The organism is Rhodanobacter sp. sgz306013, from assembly GCF_057031145.1.
This window is the reverse complement of the sequence record NZ_JBXCIJ010000001.1, coordinates 301,646-323,403: the sequence shown is the minus strand read 5'-3', so window position 1 is coordinate 323,403 and position 21,758 is coordinate 301,646. Positions and strand designations below refer to the sequence as shown.

Annotated in this window: 15 protein-coding genes; 8 read left to right on the top strand and 7 right to left on the bottom strand. The window is 70.6% G+C overall.

Annotated elements, in window-relative coordinates:
* Positions 1–98: 98 nt before the first annotated feature.
* From AC2EWF_RS01470 to AC2EWF_RS01450, 5 genes are all read left to right on the top strand, one after another.
* Positions 99–911 (top strand): phosphodiester glycosidase family protein, encoded by an 813-nt coding sequence (locus tag AC2EWF_RS01470; protein ID WP_483637583.1) that lies wholly within the window; start codon positions 99–101, stop codon positions 909–911.
* On the top strand, positions 908–3,307 hold the full coding sequence (locus AC2EWF_RS01465) for a penicillin acylase family protein (RefSeq protein WP_483637582.1): 2,400 nt from the start codon (positions 908–910) through the stop codon (positions 3,305–3,307). Before AC2EWF_RS01470 ends, AC2EWF_RS01465 begins: the two co-directional genes overlap by 4 nt.
* 213 nt (positions 3,308–3,520) lie before the next feature.
* Entirely contained in the window at positions 3,521–5,740 is a 2,220-nt protein-coding gene (locus AC2EWF_RS01460) for a TIR domain-containing protein (protein ID WP_483637581.1), read from the top strand.
* 66 nt (positions 5,741–5,806) lie between these two features.
* A complete protein-coding gene (locus AC2EWF_RS01455; protein ID WP_483637580.1) occupies positions 5,807–6,217 on the top strand; it encodes a hypothetical protein in 411 nt (136 codons plus the stop codon).
* 31 nt (positions 6,218–6,248) lie between these two features.
* Entirely contained in the window at positions 6,249–7,973 is a 1,725-nt protein-coding gene (locus AC2EWF_RS01450) for a hypothetical protein (protein ID WP_483637579.1), read from the top strand.
* A 233-nt stretch (positions 7,974–8,206) separates the two neighbouring features.
* Here AC2EWF_RS01450 and dapE read toward each other — a convergent pair whose 3' ends face one another.
* The 5 genes from dapE to AC2EWF_RS01425 all read right to left on the bottom strand — a co-directional run bounded on the left by dapE (position 8,207) and on the right by AC2EWF_RS01425 (position 12,397).
* Positions 8,207–9,343, bottom strand: coding sequence for a succinyl-diaminopimelate desuccinylase (gene dapE / locus AC2EWF_RS01445; protein WP_483637578.1), 1,137 nt, complete (start codon positions 9,341–9,343; stop codon positions 8,207–8,209).
* A gap of 51 nt (positions 9,344–9,394) precedes the next feature.
* Positions 9,395–10,459, bottom strand: coding sequence for a VIT1/CCC1 transporter family protein (locus AC2EWF_RS01440; RefSeq protein ID WP_483637577.1), 1,065 nt, complete (start codon positions 10,457–10,459; stop codon positions 9,395–9,397).
* A 93-nt stretch (positions 10,460–10,552) separates the two neighbouring features.
* On the bottom strand, positions 10,553–10,912 hold the full coding sequence (locus tag AC2EWF_RS01435) for a Spx/MgsR family RNA polymerase-binding regulatory protein (protein ID WP_483637576.1): 360 nt from the start codon (positions 10,910–10,912) through the stop codon (positions 10,553–10,555).
* A gap of 67 nt (positions 10,913–10,979) precedes the next feature.
* Positions 10,980–11,807: a 2,3,4,5-tetrahydropyridine-2,6-dicarboxylate N-succinyltransferase gene (gene dapD / locus AC2EWF_RS01430; RefSeq protein ID WP_483637575.1), complete on the bottom strand. Its 828-nt coding sequence runs from the start codon at positions 11,805–11,807 to the stop codon at positions 10,980–10,982.
* Positions 11,808–11,917: 110 nt separating this feature from the next.
* Positions 11,918–12,397, bottom strand: coding sequence for a PepSY domain-containing protein (locus AC2EWF_RS01425; RefSeq protein ID WP_483637574.1), 480 nt, complete (start codon positions 12,395–12,397; stop codon positions 11,918–11,920).
* Positions 12,398–12,678: 281 nt separating this feature from the next.
* Between AC2EWF_RS01425 and AC2EWF_RS01420 the strand changes: the two genes are divergently transcribed.
* Both AC2EWF_RS01420 and AC2EWF_RS01415 read left to right on the top strand, forming a co-directional pair.
* Positions 12,679–15,858, top strand: a complete 3,180-nt coding sequence (locus AC2EWF_RS01420) for a ligand-binding sensor domain-containing diguanylate cyclase (RefSeq protein WP_483637573.1) — start codon at positions 12,679–12,681, stop codon at positions 15,856–15,858.
* Positions 15,859–15,903: 45 nt separating this feature from the next.
* The gene (locus AC2EWF_RS01415) at positions 15,904–17,028 is read left to right on the top strand and encodes an HD-GYP domain-containing protein (RefSeq protein WP_483637572.1); all 1,125 of its coding nucleotides are present in this window, start codon (positions 15,904–15,906) and stop codon (positions 17,026–17,028) included.
* A 13-nt stretch (positions 17,029–17,041) separates the two neighbouring features.
* Here AC2EWF_RS01415 and glnD read toward each other — a convergent pair whose 3' ends face one another.
* Together glnD and map are read right to left on the bottom strand one after the other, a co-directional pair.
* Positions 17,042–19,672, bottom strand: a complete 2,631-nt coding sequence (gene glnD, locus AC2EWF_RS01410; RefSeq protein WP_483637571.1) for a [protein-PII] uridylyltransferase — start codon at positions 19,670–19,672, stop codon at positions 17,042–17,044.
* A gap of 131 nt (positions 19,673–19,803) precedes the next feature.
* Positions 19,804–20,568, bottom strand: coding sequence for a type I methionyl aminopeptidase (map, locus tag AC2EWF_RS01405; RefSeq protein WP_483637570.1), 765 nt, complete (start codon positions 20,566–20,568; stop codon positions 19,804–19,806).
* A 297-nt stretch (positions 20,569–20,865) separates the two neighbouring features.
* Between map and rpsB the strand changes: the two genes are divergently transcribed.
* A complete protein-coding gene (rpsB, locus tag AC2EWF_RS01400) occupies positions 20,866–21,735 on the top strand; it encodes a 30S ribosomal protein S2 (RefSeq protein WP_483637569.1) in 870 nt (289 codons plus the stop codon).
* Positions 21,736–21,758 lie beyond the last annotated feature (23 nt).

Sequence of the window (21,758 nt, the reverse complement as noted above, 5' to 3'; positions counted from 1 at the left end):
AAACGACCGCGTAAAGGGTCGATTGTAGCGGCGCCGGCGCTGCCCTTGCCGCGGACTTGCATCGACCCGTACCGGGCGGCGACCATCGGCGGATGCGCATGTCCTCCCGCACAAATCACCCGGTCCGCGCGGGTCTCCGCCGCTGGCGCTGGCTGCCGCTGCTGGCGTTGCTGGGGGGCGCGGCCGGCTGCGGGGCGTCGACGCGCGCGCCGGCGAGCCGCGAGCTGAATTTCGACGGCCAGAACTACCGCGTGGTGACGCTGGACCTGAAGCGCGACCCGCTCAGCCTGCACTGGCGCGACCCGGCCACCGGCGAGGCCTACGGCGACATCGAGAGCCTGCAGCAATGGGGCGAGGCGCACGGCCAGCGCCTGCTGTTCGCCGCCAACGCCGGCATCTACGACCGCAAGGCCGCGCCGCTGGGCCTGTACGTGGAGGACGGCAAGACGCTGGTGCCGCTAAACATGGCGCACGGCAACCCGGCCTCGGGCAACTTCTCGCTGCTGCCTAACGGCGTGTTCGCGATCTACCCCGACGGCAGTGCCGCGGTGCGCACCAGCGCGGACTTCAAGGCCGATCGCAGGCCGGTGCGCTGGGCGACGCAATCCGGCCCGATGCTGGTGATAGCCGGCCAGCTCAACCCCAGCTTCGTGGACGACTCCGGCAGCCTGAAATGGCGCAGCGGCGTCTGCGCGAAGACGCCGCATAAAGTGGTGTTCGCGGTAAGCGAGGTGCCGGTGAACTTCCACGGGTTCGCGCGGCTGTTCCGCGACAAGCTGGGCTGCCGCGACGCGCTGTACCTGGACGGCAGCATCTCGCAGATCTTCGTCAATGGCGAAGGCTACTCCGGCGCGCCGGCCTTCCTGGTCAAGCCCTACGCCGGCATCTTCGCGGTATTCGTGCCGCAATGAACCTGCGCCGCGTCCGCGGGCTGCGCGGCCTGCTGCTCGCGGTGCCGGCCTTGCTGCTGGCGGCACTGGGCACCGGCTGGTACCTGCTCGCCGGCAGCCGCCCGCAACTGGATGGCCGGGTGCGGGCCGGCGGCCTGCAGGCGCCGGTCGTCATCCAGCGCGATGTACTGGGTGCGGTGACGCTCAGCGGCAAGAACCGCAGCGACCTCGACTATGCGCTGGGCTACGTGCACGCGCAGGAGCGCTATTTCGAGATGGACCTGAGCCGACGCGTCGCGGCCGGCGAACTGGCCGAACTGGTCGGCGCGGCGGCGCTGCCCACCGATCTCGACCATCGCCGCCACCGCCTGCGCGCAGTGGCCGAAGCGGCCTATGCGCGCCTGCCGCCCGCACAGCGGCAGGTGCTCGACCGCTACCGCGACGGCGTCAATGCCGGCCTGGCCGCACTGCGCGTGCGGCCCTGGGAATACCTGCTGCTGGGCGCGACGCCGAAGCCGTGGCGCTCCGAGGACACGCTGCTGGTGATCGCCGCGATGTACCTCGACCTCAACCACGACGGCCGCGATACGCGCGAGCTGCACATCGCCGAGATGCGCGCGGTGCTGCCGGCGGCGCTGGTGGATTTCCTGCTGGCGCCCGATCCCACCTGGGAGGCGCCGCTGGCCGGGCCGCTGTCGCCGCAGCCGGTGCCGCCCGACGCCGGCAGCTTCGACCTGCGCACGCTGCCCGCGGCGAGACCGGTCGGCGACCTCGCCGCTGTACTGGCGCCCCGCCGCGATGCGCACCGCCCGGGCAGCAACAACTTCGCGGTGGCGGGTTGGCTCACCGGCACCGGCGCGGCGATGCTGGCGAACGACATGCACCTGGCGCTGCGCGTGCCCGACATCTGGTTCCGCACCCGCCTGCGCTATCCCGACCCCGGCGCCCCGCACGGCGAGCGCGACGTGGTGGGCGTGAGCCTGCCCGGCACGCCGGCACTGGTGGCGGGTTCCAACGGCCAGATCGCCTGGGGCTTCACCAACAGTTACGGCGACTGGATGGACTGGGTGCGGGTGCGGCGCGATCCGCACGATCCCGCGCGCTATCGGGTGCCCGGCGGCTGGGCGATGCTGCATGCGCACGAGGAGACCATCCGCGTGAAGGGCGAGGCGCCGCGCACGCTCAAGGTGGAGGACACACGCTGGGGCCCGATCGTAGCGAAAGACACCGACGGCACGCCGCTGGCGCTGGCCTGGATCGCCCAGGACCCGCGCAGCTACAACCTCGGCCTGATGCAGCTGGAGCGCACCACCAGCACCGCGGCCGCGCTGGATCTCGCACCCACCTTCGGCATGCCGCCGCAGAACATGCTGGTGGCCGACGACGCCGGCCACATCGGCTGGACCATCGCCGGCAACGGCATCCCGCTGCGCAGCGGCTTCGATCCGCAATTGCCGGCCGACTGGTCGCAGGCGGGCACCGGCTGGACCGGCTGGGCCGCGCCTGCGCAGTATCCGCGCGTGCTCGATCCCGCCGACGGCCGCCTGTGGACGGCGAACAACCGCACCGTGGGCGGCGATGCGCTGGCCCTGCTCGGCGACGGCGGCCGCGACCTCGGCGCACGGGCGCGGCAGATCCGCGACGACCTGTCCGCGTATGCGGACTTCACGCCAGGCAACCTGCTCGACATCCAGCTCGACGACCGCGCGGTGTTCCTAACCCGCTGGCAGCGCCTGCTGCAGGACACTCTGGCAGGCACCCGGGATCCGGCCCTGCGCCAGCTGCGCGAACTCACCGCCGCCTGGCGCGACCGCGCCGATCCGGACAGCGTGGATTACCGCCTGGTACGCGCATTTCGCAACGAGGTGCACGACGCGGTGCTGGCGCCGTTCGCCGCCCGCGTCAAGGCGAAGTACCACGGCTTCGCCTGGCCCGGCCCCGGCGATCCGGAGGCCGCGGTGTGGATGCTGGTGCAGCGCCAGCCGATGAACCTGCTCGATCCGGAATACGCGAACTGGCATGCCTTGCTGCTCGACGCCGCGCGCCGGGTCACCGACCGGCTGGGCAGCAGGCGCGGCGGGCTGGCCGCACGCAGCTGGGGCGAGATCAACCATGCGGAAATCGATCACCCGCTGTCGCGCGCCCTGCCCGGCTTCGTGGCGCACTTCCTCGACATGCCGGACGACGAACTGCCCGGCGACGACGACATGCCGCGTGTGGCGCGCCCCGGCTTCGGCGCCTCCGAACGCCTGGACGTGTCGCCGGGCCACGAGGCGCAAGGCGTGCTGGAAATGCCGGGTGGCCAGAGCGACCACCCGCTGTCGCCGTACTACGGCCGCGGCGATGAGGACTGGGTGCACGGCCGCCCCACGCCCCTGCTGCCCGGCCCCGCGCAGCACACGCTGACGCTGGACTGACTCCCCCGGCGCCGGGCAGGCTGCGTGCTTGTTGCACTGCGGGAATCACCTGCATTCCCCTACCACCAAAATGTGAGCTGCATCACATTTTGGTGGTAACGTGGCCCACCTCCGGCAGGCGACACAGCGCTCACTGTTCCGGCCTGCCGATCGGCGTTGTGGGGATTCCCCGGCAAGGGAGTGCCGCAGTCTCGCCCTGGAGTGCAGTGCGTCATGGCGCCCTCCGCCGCGCTGCCGGACTTCCGGTATCGCGCGTTCATCAGCTATAGCCACCAGGACAAGTCCTGGGCCGACTGGCTGCACAAGGCGCTGGAGACCTACGCGATCCCGCGCCGGCTGGTCGGCCAGACCACGGCGGCCGGCGTGATTCCAAAACGTCTCGCGCCGATCTTCCGCGACCGCGACGAACTGGCCAGCGCCACCGATCTCGGCCGCAAGGTCCACGCAGCGCTGGCGCAGTCCGCGAATCTGATCGTGATCTGCTCGCCGCACTCGGCGGTTTCGCACTGGGTCAACGAGGAAGTGCTGGCGTTCAAGCGGCTCGGCCGCAGCGAGCGCATCTTCTGCCTGATCGTGGCCGGCGAACCGAACGCAAGCGACCTCGCCGGCCGCGCAACCGAGGAATGTTTCGCGCCCGCGCTGCGTTTCAGGCTCGATGCAGACAGCCAACCCACCGACGAGCGCACCGAACTGGTCGCCGCCGACGCCCGCGCCGGCAGGGACGGCAAGGGCAACGCCAAGCTGAAGCTGATCGCCGGCCTGCTCGACCTGGACTACGACCGCCTGAAGCAGCGCGAACTGCGGCGGCGCAACCGCCGCTTGGCCGCAGTCACGGCCGGTGCGCTGGTGGTGACGGCGCTGACCACCACGCTCGCGGTCGCTGCACTGTTCGCCCGGCATGCCGCCGTGGTCGCCCAGCTCGATGCCGAGCGTCGGCAGAAACAGGCCGAGGACCTGGTCGGCTTCATGCTCGGCGATCTCAACGACAAGCTGGCCCAAGTCAAGCGCCTCGACATCATGGAGGCGGTCGACGACAAGGCGATGGCGTATTTCGCCTCACTGCCGACTGGCGACGTCACCGAGCAGGCTTTGACGCAGCGTGCCAAGGCGCTGGAAAAAATCGGCAGCGTGCGCCAAGAACAGGGCCACTTGCCGGCCGCGCTGCTGGCCTACCAGGCCGCCGCGAAGCTGGCCGGCACGCTGGCACGCGAGGCGCCCCGGGACACGCCTCGGCAGGTCGCTTATTCCCGCACCCTGGCCTATGTGGGGATGACCTACTGGTACCAGGGCCGGCTCGACGATGCGCAGCGGGCATTCGAAGCCGCACAGCAGGCGCTGCAGGGCGCCAGGATTAGCGGCGCCCGCGACCTGGCCTTGTTCTTCCAGCTGAGCGCGATCGACAACAACATCGGCCATGTGCTCGAAGCCCGTGGCCGGCTGGACCAAGCCGCGCCCCAGTACGAACAGATGCTGGCCCTGATGCAGCAGCTCACGGCCCTGCGACCCGGCGATACGGAATGGGCCGTGCAACTCGGGCAGGCGCATAACAACCTCGGCAAGCTGGCGCTGCTGCACGGCGACCTTGCCACTGCCCTTGCCCACTACAGCGCGGACGACGCAATCGAGTCGAGGCTGGCCGCACGCGACCCGCGCAACAACAGCCAGCAGGACAACATGCTGGTCGTCCACGCCATCCTGGGACGCGTGCTGGCCCTGACCGGCGACGACGGCGACGGCATGCGCCACCTGCAGCAGGCCGTCGACACCGCTACCGCACTGGTGCAGGTCGACCCACACAACGATGGCATCCGCGAGGATCTCGCACGCTACGCCTCGCAGCTGGCCAGGATGCGTCGCCTCAACGGCGACCCCAAGGCGGCGCAGGCGCTGCTGGCCCGCTCGCTGGCCATCCTTGGCGAGCTTGCGCGGCAGGATCCCACCGACACCGAGGTCCGGCTCGAGCTCGCCGAGGCGCGCACGGAGCAGGCCGCCCAACTTCTGGCAGACGGACAAAGGGAGGCCGCGCGCACCCAGGCGCAATCCGCGCTGGACCAGCTCGACCCGTTGCTGGCGCAGCAACCACGGGACCGCGCCACGCTGCTGTCCACCACCGATGCCCGCCTGCTGCTGGCCGAGGTCAGCCCCGATCCGCGCATCGCGCAACAACTGCGCCGCGACGCACTGGCGGCGCTGCAGAGCCAGCCGCACGGGCGCAACGACCCCCGCCTGCTGGCCTTGCAGGTACAGGCGCTGCTGGCGCTGGGCGACAAGGCCGCCGCACGGCCGCTGATACGGCAACTGAGGGGCAGCGGCTATCGCGATGCGCAACTGCTGGCCATCGTGCTGCACGCGCGTATGAGCTATCCGCCCAATACCGGTTTCCAGAAACAACTGCTGGCGACCAGCGCCGGTATCGCAGGCCTGCCGCGCTGAACACCGGGCCCGGAGCAACATCCGGCCGGAGTTGCCGTCGTCGACCCTCAAGCCTGGGAGCACGCCATGAACCAAGACCTCGTCATCGAAGTCACCCTCAACACGGATCTGCCCGGCCACGGCTATCTCGTGGTCAACAACGGCAGACACCTGCACGAGTTCAGCCAGCACCCCGAGGGCCAAGGCATCTGCTGGACCCTGGTCGGCAACGCCAGCCACGGCGAATTCTGCGCGCTCGACGACTCCAACCCGGGCTTCCAGTGGTCCGTCAGCCGGCCACCCGAAGGCATCTTCCGATCCTTCTCGAAGCCCGCCCCTCACCAGCTCAGGGTGATGAACCACCACACCGGCAACGGGAGTCGGGGCCACTGGCCATACCTGTTGTTCGCACGCTTCGGCGACCGGGTGTACCAGACGCCGTGGGTGGCCACCAACGGCGCCTCCAACACGGCCAATCCGACGATCAGGAACACCTGACGCCGGCCCCGCGAACCGACGGCCGAGGCCGATGTCACTCCCAGACTCCATCAACCCGATCATCGTGCCCCTGGTCATCGGCGTCACCAGCCATCGCAATCTGGCCGTAGGCGAGATCGCACCGATACGGCAACGCGTGCGCAGCTTCTTCGCGCGGCTGCGGCGCGAGTACCCCGGCCTGCCACTGCTGCTGTTGTCAGCACTGGCCGAGGGCGGCGACCAGCTGGTGGCGCAGGAGGCGCTGGCCGCGGGCGCGAGGCTGCTGGCGCCGCTGCCGTTGCCGCGCGAGCTGTACGAGGACGACTTCATCGACCCGGCGGCACGCGCCGGCTTCGACGCCTTGTGCGCCCGGGCCGAAGTCGTGGAACTGCCGCTGCATGCGGACCAGCCGCTGCACGAGGTCGGTTCGCCCGGCACGGCGCGCGATCGCCGCTATGCGCAGGCCGGTGTCTACATCGCCAGCCATTGCCACATCCTGCTGGCGATCTGGGACGGCAAGCCCTCCCACCGGATCGGCGGCACCGCCCAGATCGTGGGGTACCACCTGAGCGGCACGCTGCCCGGTCACCTCAGCCGACGCCAGCGCGCGCGCCATGCGCTGGGTACCGGCGACGAGCGCCTGCTGTACCACATCGTCTGCTCGCGCGATGCGGCCGACGGTACACCCGCCGCCGGCCTGCAACCGCTACAGACCCTGTGGCGCAGCGCCGACTCCGCGGCGGCGAAAGATCCGGACAAGCCGGCCGAGTTCCAGCGGATGTTCGCGCACATGACCGAGTTCAACGCCGACTGCGCCAAATACGCCGCGGCCATCGAGACCTCCGCGACCGTCGCGCAGGGGACCGGCCCGGGCGCCGCGACGAGCGTCGACCGGCTGTTCCACGCGGCCGACTGGCTGGCCATCCATTTCCAGCGCCGGGTGCTGCTGGCGCTGCGCTCGACCTACACGCTGGCCGCGCTGATGGGCATCGCCTTCGCCTGCTACGCGCACCTGCCGGGGCAGAACTACCTGATCTACCTGTTCCTGCTGCTGTTCGCGCTCGGCGCCCTGGTGGCCGTGATCGCCCGCCGCCGCGAGTGGCACCGCAAGTACCTGGACTACCGCGCACTGGCCGAGGGCCTACGCATCCAGTCGTACTGGCGGCGCGCGAACATCTCGATGAGCGGAGAACACGAATTCGCGCACGACAACTTCCTGCAGCGGCAGAACGTCGAACTCGGCTGGATCCGCAACGTGATGCGGGTCTGCGCACTGCATCCGCCGGCCGCCCCGGCGGCATCGACGGAGGCCGGGCTTGCCTGCGTCATCGCGGAATGGGTGGGCGAGTCGGGCAAGTCGGGCCAGTTGCATTACTACGAACACAAGACTGCCGAGCACGCGGGGCTGCATCGCGTCACCGAGACGATAGGCTCGGTCAGCCTGTGGGGCGGCATCGCGATCAGCGTGTTCCTCGCCGTGTTCGTGTTCCGCCTTGCGGACACGCAGAAGACGGTGCTGGTGACGGCAATGGCGGTGCTGTCGATCGTCGCCGCCGTGCGCGAGGCCTACGCCTACCGCAAGGCCGACAAGGAGCTGATCAAGCAGTACCGCTTCATGCAGCGCATCTTCGCCAGCGCACGCGCGGCGCTCGACCGCACGCACGATCCCGAGGAACAGCGCGAGATCCTGCTGTCGCTGGGCGATGCGGCACTGACCGAGCACGCGGAGTGGACGCTGATGCAGCGCGAAAGGCAGGTGGAACAGGGCAAGCTGTGAGGCGGCCTTCTTTGCGCGCCCGGCCGTCGCGACCGGCCCGCAAGCCCGCGGTCCGGTTGCTCAGGGCACGCCAGCATCTTGCCAACGCCGTGCGCATCGGGATCGCCGCCGCACCGCTTGTCCACGCCCATGCGGCGCAGCCCGCCGTCGGCCCGGTCCGGGGGGGGGCGTACCAGTCAATCCTGCAGTTACGAAGATGGTTACCGCCTGATCCAACTCCAAGTAGATCGCAATCACCTCGGCAGCAGGCGCCCGCAGATCGCCTGGTACAAATCCGGCAGGCGCTCGAGGTCGGCCACGTCCACGCATTCGTCCACCTTGTGGATGGTGGCGTTGACCGGGCCCAGTTCCACCACCTCGGCGCCCAGCGGCGCGATGAAGCGGCCATCGGAGGTGCCGCCGCCGGTGCTCTGCTCGGGCTCGGTGCCGCACAGATCGCGGCACACGGCCACCACCGTCTCGCGCAGCCTGCCGCCAGGCGGGGTGAGGAAGGGTTCGCCGGAAAGGTTCCAGTCCAGCACGAAATCCAGCCCGTGTCGGCGCAGGATCGCTTCGGTGCGCGCGCGCAGGTCCCCGGCGCGGCTGGCGGTGCAGAAGCGGAAATTGATGAGCGCGACGAGCTCGCCCGGAATCACGTTGTTGGCGCCAGTGCCCGCGGTAAGGTTGGAGACCTGGAACGAGGTGGGCGGAAAATCCGCATTGCCCTCGTCCCAGCGCTCGGCCGCCAGCTCGGCCAGCGCGGGCGCGAAGGCGTGGATCGGGTTCAGCGCCTTCTCCGGATAGGCCACGTGCCCCTGCACGCCGCGCACGACGAGCGTGCCGGAAAGGGAGCCGCGCCGTCCCACGCGGATCAGGTCGCCCAGCGCCGCCTTCGCCGAGGGCTCGCCCACCACGCACCAGTCGATGCGTTCGCCGCGGGCACGGAAACCGTCGGCGACCTTGCGCACGCCGTCGAGGTTGGTCGGGCCTTCCTCGTCACTGGTGAGCAACAGCGCCACGCGCCCGCCATGCCGGGGATGCGCCGCCACGAAACGCTCCAGCGCCACCGCCATCGCCGCCACGGCGCCCTTCATGTCGGCGGCGCCACGGCCGTATAGACGTCCATTCCGGACGGCGGGATCGAACGGCGGAATCTGCCAGGCGGTTTCCGGTCCGCTCGGGACCACGTCGGTATGGCCGAGGAAGGCCAGCGTCGGGGTGCCGTCGCCGTGCACGGCCCAGAGGTTGTCCACCTCGCCATGGCGCAGGTGCTCGATGCGGAAGCCCGCGCGCCGCAACCGCTCGGCCAGCAGCGCCTGGCAGCCGGCATCGTCCGGCGTCACCGAGCGGCGGCGGATCAGTTCGCAGGCGAGGTCGAGCACATCGGACATGGCGGCGGCGGCAGGTGGCGAAGCCGCAGCATAGCAGCGCGTAGACGGCGCTCAGCCACCCACCGCCGTACCCAGGAGGTGCCCCACGCAGTAGGTGACTGCCGCCGCCGCCACGGTGATCGCGAACTGCCGCGCCATTGAGAACAACATGCCGCGCCCGGTGAACAGCGACGTGCCGGTACCGATGATCGCGAGGCCGACGCCGGTGGCGGCGATGCTGCCCAGCATGGCGGCATGGCCGTGCAGGAACAGGTACGGCGTCACCGGGAACGCGGCGCCGAATGCGAACAGGCAGAACGAGGACAGCGCCGCGCCCCACGCCGAACCGCCCAGCTCCTCGGGATCGACCCCCAGGTCCTCGCGCACCACGGTATCCAGCGCGGCGCGCGGCGTCTCCGCGAGATGCCCGGCGAGGTGTTCGGCCTCGGCATGGCCCAACCCCTTCCCGCGGTAGATGCCGGCGATATGGCTGACGCCGTCCTCGGGAGCCACCGCGAGCCGTTCGGCGCGCTCGGTGATCTGTGCCTGGTAGAACTCGCGCGAGCTGTTCACGCTGAGCCATTCGCCCAGTGCCATCGAACAGGCACCGGCGACCAGGCCGGCGAGGCCGGCCAGCAGCACGGCGCGGTCGCTGGTGGCGGCACCGGCCATGCCCATTACCAGCGAGACGTTGGAAACCAGGCCGTCGTTCGCCCCCAGCACTGCCGCGCGCAGCGTGTTGCCGCTGCGCGCGCGGTGGCTGTGGCCGCGCGCGGCGCGCGGCTGGGGCGGCAGGAAATGGTCGCGATGGCCGCTGCGGTCCACTGGCGTGGCGTCGTGGTCGGCATGTTCCAGCCGCACCACGGTGGGCATCACGAACTCGGTACCGAAGGCTTGCGCGAACCAGCCCAGCACGCGCACGCGCAAGCCGGTGCGCGGCGGCGGCACGGCTGCATCCGCCTCGCGCAGATGCGCCTCCCAGAACGCCGCGTTGGCCTGCTCGCCCTCGGCGATGCGGCGGTAGGCGCGCGCCAGCTGGGCATCGGCAGCCAGCTCGGCCAGCCGCGCATACAGCGCCGCGTTGTCGCGCTCGATGCGCAGGTTGGCGAGGTAGCGGCGGATCGTGCGCTTGGTCATGCGGGGCGTATCGCTTGCAGGCAGTGGCGCGCAGCCTAGCAATGAAGCCCTTATGCCGGTGAGGACGGGTCGCGTTACGCCGCCGCGCCCGCCTCAGCGCCCGAACAGCTTCTTGAAGCCGTTGTCGCTGAAGCCCGTGCTGACGCCGCCGTCCTCCCTGAGCACCACCGGGCGGCGGATCAGCGCCGGGTATTCCTTCAGCAGCAGCGTCCACTCCGGATCGCTGCCAGGGTTCTTGCGCTGCGGCAGCAGGTTGCGCCAAGTGGTGGAGGACTTGTTGACCAGTGCCTCCCAGCCGCCCAGCTGCTGCGCCCACGCCTTCAGCGTGGTTGCCGGCACCGGGTTGGCGCGGTAGTCCACGAAGGTGTAAGGCACCGCGAAACGGTCCAGCCAGTTGCGCGCCTTGCGGCAGGTGTCGCAGGTGGGCAGGCCATAGAGGGTTGTCTGGGTCATGCGGGTTTCCTGTAGGAGCCCAGCGTGTGGGCGAGCGGGGGCTTCGATTCGCGCACAGGGTGCGCTCCTACTCGCCGCTCCGCAGCAGTTCATTGATCGACGTCTTGCCGCGCGTCTTCTCGTCCACCTGCTTCACGATCACCGCGGCGTACAGGCTGTGCGAGCCGTCCTTCGCCGGCAGGCTGCCGGCCACCACCACGCTGCCGGCGGGGATGCGCCCGTAGCTGATCTCGCCGGTGGCGCGGTTGTAGATGCGGGTGGACTGGCCGAGGAACACGCCCATGCCGATCACGCTGCCCTTTTCCACCACGACGCCCTCGACCACCTCCGAGCGCGCGCCGATGAAGCAACCGTCCTCGATGATGGTGGGGTTGGCCTGCAGCGGCTCCAGCACGCCGCCGATGCCGACGCCGCCGGAGAGGTGCACGTGCGCGCCGATCTGCGCACACGAGCCCACGGTGGCCCAGGTGTCCACCATGGTGCCCGCGCCCACGTGCGCGCCGATGTTGACGTAGCTGGGCATCAGTACCGCATCCCTGGCGACGTGCGCGCCCCGGCGCACCAGCGCACCGGGTACCACGCGCGCGCCGAGGCCTTCGAGCTCGGCCTCGTTGCCGTGGGCGAAGCGCAGCGGCACCTTGTCGAAGGCCAGCGCCGCCCCGCCATCCACCACGCGGTTGCCGTTGATGCGGAAGTACAGCAGCACGGCCTTCTTCAGCCACTGGTTGACCTTCCAGCCGCCCTGCCCATCCGGCTCGGCCACGCGGCGCTCGCCGGATTCGAGCAGGTCGAGCACCTGGCCCAGCGCGGGACGCAGGTGCGTCTCGACCTCGGCCTGGGTCAGTTCGTTGCGACGCCCGAAGGCGTCGTCGATCAGGGATTCGATGCTTTGCATGGGGAATGGACGTCCAAATCAGTCGGGGGAGGCACCTGCCATTGTGCCCGCGCGGGCCACGCGGCGAAACCTCGATCCGTCCTCCGCCGTGGCGAAGCCGGCATGCGGGCTCAGAGCAGCGCGAGCAGGATCGGCACGACGATGCCGGCACCGGAGACGACGATGATGCGTCCCGCGTGGCGCGTGTATTTCCAGGCCAGGTAGAGGCCGCTCAGCGTCGACACGGCCAGCACCAGCGCGACCAGCGCGGTGAAGACCTTCAACGGCAACGGATTCCGCTGCCGCGGCATGGCGGCCCCGACAGCCGGGCGCGGCACGGGCGCCGGCGCGGCGTTCGCCGCCCGCGCCGCCGGGTTGGTAGCCGGACGCAGCTTGGCCGGCGGCACGGCCATGTCCTGTTTTTTGTGCAGCTGCCCCGCCACCGCCAGCCATTCCGGCGGCGCGTAGCCACTGCCGCGCCTGGCCTCGTGTAGGCCGAAGGTCTGCAGGCCCCCGGTGATGGCGAAAAACAGCAGGGCAGGCGCGGTGAACACGCCGAGGTAGAGGTGCACCAGGCGACAGCCTTTGAGGAAGCGGTGGGTCAATGGCACGCGGGAGCTTCGCAAATGAGAATCGCTAGCATTTAATCAGATCGCGACGGCGGCCGGAAGCACCCGCCGGCCCACAGCGGACGGAACCGGCCGGCGAGGTCGTCGATTTCCCGGCGCGATGGGCACCCCCCGCCCCGTTTCCGCCCCGTTCAAGTTCCGCGGCCGATGGCCGATACCCGTCTCGGCAAGACTCTTGCTTGCCGGTCTGTACCGGGCCTCCCGCAACGGCTGGCCATGCTGAGGGCGTGATGGATGAGAGGGGCACCTCCGTAGACAAGCAGATGAAACGCCGCCCGCGCCTGTTCCGGGTGCTGGCGCTCGTCGCCTACTGCCTGCTCGCCGGCCTCGTGCTGGCGGCGCCCGCGTGGGCGGCGTCCGCGCCAGCGGCATCGATCGAGGCCGGCCTGCCGTTCATCCGCAATTTCGATCCCCGCAGCTACGGCGCGGCGGCGCAGAACTGGTCGCTGGCGCAGGACCGGCAGGGGGTGATCTACGTGGGCAACGTCGACGGCGCCGTGCTGGCCTTCGATGGCGCGCGCTGGCAGCGCATCCCGGTACCCAACCGCGCCGCGGTACGCTCGCTGGCGCTGGGCGCCGACGGCCGCATCTACGTCGGCACGGTGGGCAACCTGGGCTACCTGGAGCCGGACGCCGCCGGTCAGCTGCGTTTCGTCTCACTGCTGGACAAGATCCCGTCCAGCGAGCGCGATTTTGCCGACGTGTGGTCGATCCACCCCACGGCCGACGGGGTGTTCTTCGCCACCTCGACCCAGCTGTTCCGCTACCGGGACGGCGCGATGGAGGTATGGAAGCCGAAGACCAGCTTCCACCTGAGCTTCCTGGTCAACGGCAAGCTGTACATCCGCGAGACCGGCCTGGGCCTGCTGCAACTGGACGGCGAGCGACTGGAACTGTCGCCCGGCGGCAGCCGGTTCGCCGACGAGAAGATCTATGCGCTGCTGCCCTGGCGCGGGCCGGACGCACAGCCCGGCGACCTGCTGGTGGGTACCCGCACGCAGGGCTGGTTCATCCGCCACGGCGACAGCTACCGCCCCTGGGCCACCGAGGCCGACGCGGCGATCCGCAAGAGCCAGCTGTACAACGCGAGCTGGCTGGCCGACGGCCGGCTCGCCGCGGGCACGCTGCGCGGCGGCCTGTACCTGCTCGATGCGCAAGGCCACCTGTTGCGCACACTGACCCGTGGCAGCGGCCTGACCACCAACATGATGCTGGCGCAGCTCCAGGACCGCGAAGGCGGCCTGTGGATCGCCGCCGGCAACGGCATCAGCCGGATCGACCTCGGTTCGCCGCTGACCCACTACGGCGAACGAGGCGGCCTGCCGGACGGCGTGCAGGCGCTGCAGCGCCATGCGGGCACGCTCTACGCGGGCACGTCCGACGGGCTGTACCGGCTGGTGGACGGCGCCGACGCCCATTTCGAACGCCTGCCCCGGGTGACGGGGCAGATCTGGGGCTTTGCCGAGGTGGACGACCAGTTGCTGGTCGCCAGCAGCGACGGCGTGTTTGCCCTCGCAGACGGCAGGTTCCGGCAACTGCTGGACACCCGCCAGAACGCGCTCTCGACGACGGCTCTCAGCCTGCGCCGCTCCACGCGCGATCCGTCGCGCGTGTTCGTGGGCTACCCGGACGGCATCGGCACGCTGCGCCAGCAGGACGGCCGCTGGATCGACGAAGGCCGCATTGCCGGCGTGCGCCAGGAAGTGCGCACGATCCGCCAGGACGCCGAAGGCCACTTGTGGCTGAGCCTGTGGGTCGGCGGCGCGATCCGCCTGAGCCTGCCGCCGGACTGGCAGGGGCCGCGCGACAGGCGCACCGTCAAGGTCGAACGCTTCGGCGCAGCCGAGGGCCTGCCGCCGGAACAGAACGACCTGGTGATGATTGACGGCCGGCTGCGCTTCACCACGCCGCACGGCATCTATCGCTTCGACGGAGCCAGCAAGCGCTTCTCGCTCGACCCGGCGTTCGCCGGGCTCTTCCCCGGCGGACCGCAACCGGTCGACGTGCTGCGCCAGGATCGCCGTGGCGGCCTGTGGGTATATGCCGTCACCGACGCCGACGGCAGCAAGCAGACCGGCCACGCCGTGCACGCCGGCCAGGGCTGGCGCTGGGCGGACACGCCTTTGCAGCCGCTGGCGGGCATCGACATGTCGGTGTTCCTGGACGATGCCGACGGCACCTTGTGGCTGGGCGGCGACAAGGGCCTGTACCGCTACCGGCCCGCGCGCGCCGCGGCGGCGGACCCGCCGCCGCGGACGCTGCTGCGCATGGCGGCCGAACAGGGCGGCCGGGTGCTGTTCGCCGACCACCTCGCCGCCACGCAGCCGCCGGAAATTCCCTATGCGCAGAACTCGATCCGTTTCGAGTTCGCGCTGCCCAGCTACGAGTACTCCTACGCCAACCGTTACCAGGTGTGGCTGCAGGGCCTGGACCGCGGCTGGTCGCCGTGGAGCGAGGACGCCTACCGCGACTACACCAACCTCCCCGACGGCCGCTACCGCTTCCACGTGCGGGCGCGCAACGTGCACGGCCAGCAGGGCCGTGAGGCCACCTTCGACTTCCGCATCCTGCCGCCCTGGTATCGCACCGCCTGGGCATGGCTGCTGTGGGTCGCCGCCGGGATGCTGGCGCTGAGCCTGCTGGTGCGCTGGCGCTCCGCCGCGCTGCGCCGGCGCAACCGCGCGCTGGCCGGCCTGGTGGCGCGGCGCACCACCGAGCTGGCGCAGGCCAACCGGGCGCTGCGCGAGGCCAACGAGGCACTGGCCCAGCAGATCGTCACCGACCCGCTGACCGGCCTGAAGAACCGCCGCTACCTCAACGAACACATCGAGCATGACCTTGCCGCCGCGCGCCGCCACTGCCGGGACCGGCAATCGCTCGGGCCCGGCCATCCGCCGCCGGCACAGCTGCTGTTCCTGATGGTGGACATCGACCACTTCAAGCAGATCAACGACAGCTATGGCCATGCCACCGGTGACCGCGTTCTGCTGCAGTTCCGCGATGTGCTGCTCTCGGTCACCCGCGAATCGGACACACCGGTGCGCCGCGGCGGCGAGGAGTTCCTGATCGTGGCCCGCTTCGCCCCGCCCGGGGCCGGCCCGCAGTTCGCCGAGCGCATCCGCGCGGCGGTGGCCGCGCAGCACTTCGAACTGGGCAACGGCCGGCAGGTGCGCCTCAGCTGCTCGATTGGCTTCGCCAGCTACCCGTTCTACGCCAGCGAACCGGAGCGGCTGAACTGGGAGCAGGTGGTGCACATCGCCGACGAATGCCTGTACGCGGCCAAGCGCCAGGGCCGCAACGCCTGGGCCGGCGTGGCGCCGGTGGCCACGCCGCCGGCGGGCAGCGCGATCGATGCACTGCACGCGACATTCGCCCGCCTGCCCGAGCCCGGACCGTTGCCGGTGCTGGCTTCCTGGGCTTGCGCGGAACCGCTGGAAGCCTGACATGCGCCGCCGCACTGATCCCGCATGCGGACGAAAGGAGGAGCCGTGCCGCGGCGCCCGATCGACGCAACCGAACTGACCGTGGGCCTGCCCATGCGCTTCAACGCCTATGACGGCCGAGGCAACCTGCTGCTGTGCGTGGGCCAAGTGATCGGCAGCGCGGCGCAGCGCGAGATGCTGCTGCAGCACGGGCTGTTCTACGGTTCCGAGGAAGAATGCCGCGGCCCGCTGCCGCCGTCGCCGGAACCGGCACGCTCGCCGCTGGCGCGGCTGCTGGAGGCGCGCCGGCGCCTGCAGGCCCTGCTGGCCGACCCGGAACCGGCGGACTTCCCGGCGGGGATGGCCGACATCGCCGCGCAGGTGCGCGAGGCCTGCCGGCTCAATCCCGACGTGGCGCTGGCCAGCATCCTGCTGCGCACCGACGGCCCGTACAGCAGCCGTCATGCGGTGAACGCGGCGATCGCCTGCCAGCTTACCGGCATGGCGCTGGCGCTCGATGCCGGCGAACTAGCGGCGATCGTCTCGGCCGCGCTGACGATGAACATCGGCATGTTCGCCCTGCACGATGCGCTGGTCGCGTGCGAGGGCCCGCTGTCCGACGTGCAGCATGCGATGGTGCGCGCGCACTGCCGGCTCGGCGTGGCGATGCTGCGCGAGCGCGGCATCACCAGCACCGCGTGGCTCGAAACCGTGCGCGACCACCACGAGCGCAGCGACGGCAGCGGCTATCCCGACGGCAAGCGCGGTGCGCAGATCGGCCGGGCGGCATGCCTGGTAGCCTTGGGCGATATCTATTGCGCGCGCGTCGCGGGCCGCGACTACCGGCCGCCGTTGCAGCCGACGCAGGCGCTGCGCTGGCTGTTCCTCAACGAAGGGGCGGCGCTGGACGAGCACCTGGCCCGGGTGTTCATCAAGACGCTGGGCGTTTACCCGCCCGGCACCGGCGTGCGCCTGCGCAACGGTTCGCTTGCAGTGGTGCTGCAGCGACAGTCGGCCGGCCACCAGCCAGTGGTGGCCTCGCTCACCACGCACGACGGCCTGCGCCTGCACTCGCCGATCCGGCGGCGCGGCGACATCGAGGCGCACGCCGTCACCGAAGTGGTGGACCTGTCGTCGCTGGGCATCCGGGTCGGCATGGAAGCGCTGTGGGGCGCCGACGCCGCGGACTGACGCGCCGGACTGGCTAGGCGCCCTGCCCCAGTCGCGCCAGCAGGGACTGCCGCAGGCGCTCCTGCAGGGCGTCGTCCAGCGGCGCATCGGCGCGGTCGCTGAGCTGGAAGAAATCCTCCACCCGCTCGCCGAAGGTGGCGATGCGCGCGTCGTGCACGCGCACCGCGCAGGCCACCAGCACCTGCGCCACCGCGGCCAGCAGGCCCGGACGGTCGCTGCATACCAGGGCCATGCGGGTGCGTCCGTCGGCCTGGCGGAAGTCGATCCGCGGCGGCATCTGGAAGTGCTTGAGCTGGCGCGACATGCTGCGCCGCGGCGGCAGGATCTGGCCGCCCTGCGCCAGCGCGCGCTGCATGCGTGCGCGCAATTCCTCCGCGCGATCTGCGCTGGCCGGCTGCTGGCCGTCCGCCTCCAGCAACAGGAAGGTGTCCATCGCCAGGCCGGCGGTAGAGTTGAGGATGCGTGCCTCCACCACCGAGAAGTGCAGCCGGTCCAGCATCGCGGTGACGCTGGCGAACAGTCCGTCACGGTCGGGCGTGCAGACGAACAGCTCGGTGCTGCCGCGCACCGAAAGCGGGTGCACGGCGACCAGCGGCCACGCGCCGTCCGCGCGCACGATCGCCGCGGTCTGCCAGGCGATCTGCTCGGGGCGGTGGCGCAGGAAGCTGGACGCGGGAAACACGCTCCAAGCACGCTCGGCCGCTTCCGCGGCGATGCCCTCGTCCTGCAGCAGGATCAGTGCCTGCGCGCGGCAGGCGTCGATGCGCGCCGCGGCATCGTGGCCGGGTCGGGTATCGCTGCGCAGCGCCTGCCGCGCGGCGGCCAACAGGTCGGCCAGCAGGCGGTCCTTCCAGCCGTTCCACAGCTTCGGGCTGGTGCCGATGATATCGGCCACGGTGAGCAGGTAAAGCCGGCCCAGCCGCTCGCGGTCGCCCACGGTGTCGGCGAAACGGCGCACCACGTCGGGGTCGGTGATGTCCTGCCGCTGCGCGGTGGTGCTCATCAGGAGATGCCAACGCACCAGCCAGGCCACGCGCTCGCCATCGGCCGCAGGCAAACCCAGCTTGGCGCAGAACGCACGCGCGTCGCCTTCGCCCAGCACGGAATGGTCGCCGCCGCGGCCCTTGGCGATGTCGTGGAACAGGCCGGCCAGCAACATCAGTTCCGGTTGCCCCAGGCTGGCCCAGACGTCGCAGGCGACGGGGAATTCGGCACGCGCATCGGGATCGGCAAAGCGCGCCATCTGGCGCAGCACGCGCAGCGTGTGCTCGTCCACGGTGTAGACGTGGAACAGGTCGTACTGCATGCGCCCGACCACCTTGCCGAACGCGGGCAGGATCGCGGCCAGCAGCCCGTGCCGGTTCATCCGCCACAGCGCATCCACCGCCGGCGCGCCACGCTTGAGAAGGCGCAGGAACGCGGCCAGCACCTCGGGATCGTCGGCCAGCCTGCCGTCATGCTGCGCGGTGGCCTGGTGGATGCGCCGCATGGTGTCGGCGGAAAAACCGGTCAGGCCCCGTTCGTCCAGCCGCGCGATGAAGGCCTCGACCAGCGCCGCCGGCCGCCGCGCGAAGAGTCCGGGATCGCGCGCCGACAAGCGCGTGCCGTGGCGCACGAAGTCCTCGCCGACCGGCTTGGCCTCGCCCGGCGGCTCCAGCAGCTCGACGAAACGCTCGGCGATCTGCACGCCCAGCCGCTCGATCTGGCTGGCCGCACGGTAGTAGCCCTGCATGAACTGCTCGACGCCGAGGTTCTTCTCGTGCTCGTCCTCGAAACCCAGCCGCCCCGCCAGTGCGCGCTGGTAGTCGAACAGCAGGCGCTCCTCCGGCCGCCCCGCCTCCAGGTGCAGCGCGAAACGGTAGCGCCGCAACGTGGCCTCGGCGTCGCACAGGCTGGCGCGCTCGGCCGGATCGAGCAGGCCGGCGTCCTGCATCGCCTCGAAGCCGCCGGCATGCGCCAGCCGGCGTCCCAGCCAGCGCAGCGAGTCCAGCGTGCGCAGGCCGCCCGGACCGTCCTTGAGGTTGGGTTCGAGATTGCTCGCGGTATCGTTGTGCCGCGCATGGCGGGCGTCGCGCTCGGCCAGCCGCGCGGCGAGGTATTCGCGCGGCGGCCACAGCGCGGGATCGTCCACGATGGCGCGCAGCGGCACGTCCATGGCCGCGTCGCCGGCCAGCCGGCGCGCGTCTAGCAGACTGGTGAACACGCTGGCGTCGGCGGCAGCGAGCGCGCGGCATTGCGCCGGCTCGCGCACCGCGTGCCCCACCTTGAGACCCACGTCCCACAGCGTGGCGAAGCATTGCTCCAGGGCGCGCAGGCGCGCCGGCCCGGGCCGTTCGGCCAGCACCAGCAGGTCCACGTCGGAATGCGGGAACAGCAGGCCACGGCCGAACCCGCCGACGGCGAACAGCGCCGCGCCCGTCACCTCGCCGAGGCAGGCCGTCCACACGTGCACCACGATGCGCGCCACCGCCTCGGCGCGGCGGCGCGCCAGCGCGCTGGCGTCGGCGCCGTCGCGGAACGCGGTGGCCAGCGCACGGTCCACGTCCCCCAGCAATTGCCGCAGCGCACGCCGCGCATCGGCCGACACGCCCGAACGCGGCACGGCCGGCGGCAGGCGCGGCAGGGACGGAAGCACGACGCTCATCGGCGGGATCGGGGACGACGGGAAGGAATCGTCAGTCTGCCACGCTTCCCGCCCCGCTGTGGCAGCGCACCCTGTGCGCGAATGCCTTCGCCTGGATCAGGCGCCGGGGCGGTCCTGCACAGGGTGGGCTGCTACGCATCCGGCCAGGGCGTCAGGATCTCGAAACCGTCGGCGGTCACCGCGATCGTGTGTTCCCACTGCGCGGAGAGCGAGTGGTCCTTGGTGACCACGGTCCAGCCGTCAGGCAGCTGCTTGGTGTGCGGCTTGCCGGCGTTGATCATCGGCTCGACGGTGAAGGTCATGCCCTCCTTCAACTCCACACCGGTACCGGGCTTGCCGTAGTGCAACACCTGCGGCTCGTCGTGGTAGACCTTGCCGATGCCGTGGCCGCAGTATTCGCGCACCACGCTGAAGCCTGCCGCCTCGGCGTGCTGCTGGATCGCGTGGCCCACGTCGCCAAGGGTGGCGCCGGGGCGCACCGCGCGGATGCCGCGCATCATCGCCTCGTGGGCAGTGTCGACCAGGCGTCTGGCCAGCACCGAGGGCGTGCCCACGAAATACATGCGGCTGGTGTCGCCGTGCCAGCCGTCCTTGATGACTGTGACGTCGAGATTGACGATGTCGCCGTCCTTCAGCACCTTGCCCGGGCTGGGAATGCCGTGGCAGATCACGTGGTTGACGGAGGTGCACAGCGTCTTCGGGAAGCCGTGGTAGCCCACGTTGGCCGGCACCGCCTTCTGCACGGTGACGATGTGCTCGTAGGCCAGGCGGTCCAGCTCCTCGGTGGTGACGCCGGGCTTGACGTGGTCCGTGAGCATGGCCAGCACCTCGGCGGCCAGCTGGCCGGCCACGCGCATGCCTTCGAGGTCCTTGGGGGATTTCAGGGTAATCGCCATGATTTCGCCTATGTGGCGGCACAAACGCCGGAAATCCAGCGACTTGCCGCATTGCCGGCGCACCGGCTACAATTGCGCGGTTTTGCAGACTGCATCCGGCGCCATTGACGCCCGCGCAATGCAAAACGAGACGGGATTGTAACCGCGCCGCGGCACAAGCCCAAACCAACGCCACACACGCATCGGCACCGCCTTCGGGGTGCCGCGCCAGTTCGCTGTCGCGGTCGAAGCCGGGGATGCGTGGAGGTCCCAACCCCCGGGCCGCACCTCACAAGGCCCACTGCAAGGAGTTACACCATGGCTCAAGTCACCATGCGCGAAATGCTCGAAGCCGGCGTGCATTTCGGCCACCAGACCCGTTACTGGAATCCGAAGATGGCCCCGTACATCTTCGGCGCCCGCGGCAAGATCCACATCATCAACCTCGAAAAGACCCTGCCGCTGTTCACCGACGCGATGAACTTCCTGTCGGGCCTGGCGCAGAAGCGCGGCACCATCCTGTTCGTGGGTACCAAGCGTTCCGCCCGCGAGGCGCTGGCCGAGGAGGCCGCCCGCGCCGGCATGCCCTTCGTCACCGCGCGCTGGCTGGGTGGCATGCTCACCAACTTCCGCACCGTGAAGCAGTCGGTGGCCAAGCTGAAGGAACTGGAAGCGGCCGAGACCGACGGCAGCTTCGACAAGCTGGTCAAGCACGAAGTGCTGGCCCGCCGCCGCGAGCGCGACAAGCTGCAGGCCTCGCTGGGCGGCATCAAGGACATGAACCGCCTGCCCGACGCGCTGTTCGTGATCGACATCGGCCACGAGGACATCGCGGTGCAGGAAGCCAAGAAGCTCGGCATCCCGGTGATCGCGGTGGTCGACACCAATTACAACCCGGAGCTGGTGGACTACGCGATCCCCGGCAACGATGACGCGATCCGCGCGATCCAGCTGTACGCCCGTGCCGCCGCCGATTCCATCCTGGAAGGCAAGGCCGCCGCGCCGACCGCCGCCCAGGGCGACGCCGACGAGTTCGTCGAGCTGGACGAGGAAGGCAACCCGGTCGCCAAGGCCGAGCGCAAGAGCGCCCCGCCGCGCCGCGATCGCGACGCCGCTCCGCGCAAGGGTGCCGGCGCGCCGCGCCGTGACGGTGGCCGCGAAGGCCGCGCTCCGCGCGACGCCAAGTAAGCCGCTGCAGCGACGGGCAACCG

Coding starts and splice junctions, on each gene's coding strand:
- AC2EWF_RS01470 (WP_483637583.1), top strand. CDS start 99: ATGTCCTCCCGCACAAATCACCCGGTCCGCGCGGGTCTCCGCCGCTGG.
- map (WP_483637570.1), bottom strand. CDS start 20,568: ATGGCGATTACCCTGAAATCCCCCAAGGACCTCGAAGGCATGCGCGTG.
- rpsB (WP_483637569.1), top strand. CDS start 20,866: ATGGCTCAAGTCACCATGCGCGAAATGCTCGAAGCCGGCGTGCATTTC.
- AC2EWF_RS01465 (WP_483637582.1), top strand. CDS start 908: ATGAACCTGCGCCGCGTCCGCGGGCTGCGCGGCCTGCTGCTCGCGGTG.
- AC2EWF_RS01435 (WP_483637576.1), bottom strand. CDS start 10,912: ATGACCCAGACAACCCTCTATGGCCTGCCCACCTGCGACACCTGCCGC.
- glnD (WP_483637571.1), bottom strand. CDS start 19,672: ATGAGCGTCGTGCTTCCGTCCCTGCCGCGCCTGCCGCCGGCCGTGCCG.
- AC2EWF_RS01460 (WP_483637581.1), top strand. CDS start 3,521: ATGGCGCCCTCCGCCGCGCTGCCGGACTTCCGGTATCGCGCGTTCATC.
- AC2EWF_RS01440 (WP_483637577.1), bottom strand. CDS start 10,459: ATGACCAAGCGCACGATCCGCCGCTACCTCGCCAACCTGCGCATCGAG.
- AC2EWF_RS01455 (WP_483637580.1), top strand. CDS start 5,807: ATGAACCAAGACCTCGTCATCGAAGTCACCCTCAACACGGATCTGCCC.
- dapD (WP_483637575.1), bottom strand. CDS start 11,807: ATGCAAAGCATCGAATCCCTGATCGACGACGCCTTCGGGCGTCGCAAC.
- AC2EWF_RS01420 (WP_483637573.1), top strand. CDS start 12,679: ATGAAACGCCGCCCGCGCCTGTTCCGGGTGCTGGCGCTCGTCGCCTAC.
- dapE (WP_483637578.1), bottom strand. CDS start 9,343: ATGTCCGATGTGCTCGACCTCGCCTGCGAACTGATCCGCCGCCGCTCG.
- AC2EWF_RS01450 (WP_483637579.1), top strand. CDS start 6,249: ATGTCACTCCCAGACTCCATCAACCCGATCATCGTGCCCCTGGTCATC.